The following is a 1,813-nucleotide window of genomic DNA, read 5'->3' as shown; positions in this document are numbered from 1 at the left end:
GCGTTCTGCAGCATGGCCTGCTGGCCCTGGGTGGGCAGGCCCAGCTCCTCGCCCAAGGCGTGCAGGTTGAGCTTGGCGGCGGTGAGCAGCTGCCCCACCCCGTCGTGCAGGTCCGAGCCGATGCGCCGCCGCTCGGCCTCCTCGGCCTCGAGCACCGCCGCCGCCCGCTGCTGCTGCAATTGCTGCCGCTCGCGGGCAAACTCCACTTCCCGCCGCAGCCGCCGCCGCGTGTACAGCAGGTAGCCCAGGCCGGCAATGAGCAGCAGCACGGCACCGGCGGCTAGCAGCTGGGCGTTGCGCTGGCGGATGATTTGCTGCTGCTCGCGCAGCTGCGCCGCCTGCAGCCGGTTTTGGGCTTCTTTTTTCTCGGTTTCGTACTTGGTTTCCATCTCCGCCACCTGCTGCGTGCTTTCCTCCTGAAACATGGAGTCGTTCAGGGCCTGGAAGCGCTTCTGCCAAAGCAGGGCTTTGGCGGGCTGGCCCAGGTCTTCGTACAGGATAGCAAAGCCGTTGTAGGCTACGCGCACCACGGGCAGCACCTGGGCCTGCCGGGCCAGGCGCAGGGCTTGCCAGTAGGCTGCTTCCGCTTCGGCCGGGCGGTGCAGCAGGGCCAGGGCATCGCCCAGGTTCAGCCAGGACTCGGCCTGGCCCTGTACATTGCCATCGGCCTGGTCGATGGCCAGGGTTTGGCGGTAGTAGGCATGGGCCCGTTCCCCCTGCTTCTGCAGCAGGGCCAGGCCGCCCAGGTTGTAGAGGGCCAGCACGGCAATGCCGGAGTCGCCCAGGGCGCGGGCCTGCCGCAGCGAGGCCAGAAAGTCGGTGCGGGCCAGGTCGAGCTGCTTGGACTCCTGCAGCAAGGTGCCGCTGTTGTTCAGGGCCGTGGCCAGGGCCTTGGCCGCGCGGGCATTGCCGCGGCGGGCCAGCGGCGCCAGCAGAGCCTGGGCCCGGCGGGCATAGCGCAGGCCCGACTCAAACTGCTTCAGGTTCTTGTTGGTGCTGCACAGGTTCAGCAGCGCCGTTCCCTGGCCTACTGTGTCCTGGCGCTGCTCGGCCAGGCGCAGGGCACCGAGCAGGTGGCGGGTGGCAGACGTTAAGTCACCTTCGGCATTGGCCATGCGCCCCAGCAGCAGCCGGGCAGCCTGCTCCTGACTGGCCCGTTTGGTTTTATAGGCCAGCTCCAGGGCTTGCGTAGCGAGCTGCTTGGCCTGCTGCGGCTCCCCGGCCCGCAGCAGGGCAGCATCGGCCAGCAGCAGGCGCAGGCGGGCCGAGTCGGGGGCCTGGGCCCGGCGCCGGGCCAGGCTGTCGGCCAACGGCGAAAGGCTGCTTTGCGCCTGGGCCATGGGAATGAAGCTGCACACAGTCAGGATGATACCGAGCAGGCCCCAGCGCAGAGTACGGTAATGGAACAGCATAGTAAGAAAGTAGCGCTTGCAATGTAGTTGGTTACTCAGGCCTGACTTACCGCGGTGAGGGGCACTTCCAGGACGACGGTGGTGCCGCGGCCGGGGGCGGCGTCAAAGTCGGCCTGCCCGCCCAGGTAAGCCATGCGGCTCTCGATGTTGCGCAGCCCGATGCCGGCCTCCTCCCCCAGGGCCTTGGGGTCAAACCCCACCCCGTTGTCCTCCACCATTACCGTCAGCTCCCGCTCGGAGCGAATAATCTGCAGCGTGACCTGCGTGGCCTGCGCGTGCTTGATGATGTTCTGCACCAGCTCCTGAATCACGCGAAAGAGCACGTTCTCCACCGTCGGCTCCAGGCGCCCGCCCTGGTCGAGGCCCACCACTTCCAGCTGCACCTTCAGCCGCCCGTCCGG

At 68.0% G+C, this 1,813-nt stretch carries 2 protein-coding genes; both read right to left on the bottom strand.

The annotated features are described in order from the left end of the window. On the bottom strand, positions 1-1,412 hold a 1,412-nt coding region (locus ABD919_RS00525), incomplete at its 3' end, for a tetratricopeptide repeat protein (protein WP_345232804.1). Positions 1,413-1,447: 35 nt separating this feature from the next. After that, on the bottom strand, positions 1,448-1,813 hold a 366-nt coding region (locus ABD919_RS00520), incomplete at its 5' end, for a sensor histidine kinase (RefSeq protein ID WP_345232802.1).

The sequence above is a fragment of the Hymenobacter saemangeumensis genome, assembly GCF_039541835.1.
Classification (GTDB): domain Bacteria; phylum Bacteroidota; class Bacteroidia; order Cytophagales; family Hymenobacteraceae; genus Hymenobacter; species Hymenobacter saemangeumensis.
Note: the sequence above shows the minus strand (reverse complement) of the source record. Positions and strands in the feature narration are given on the sequence as shown.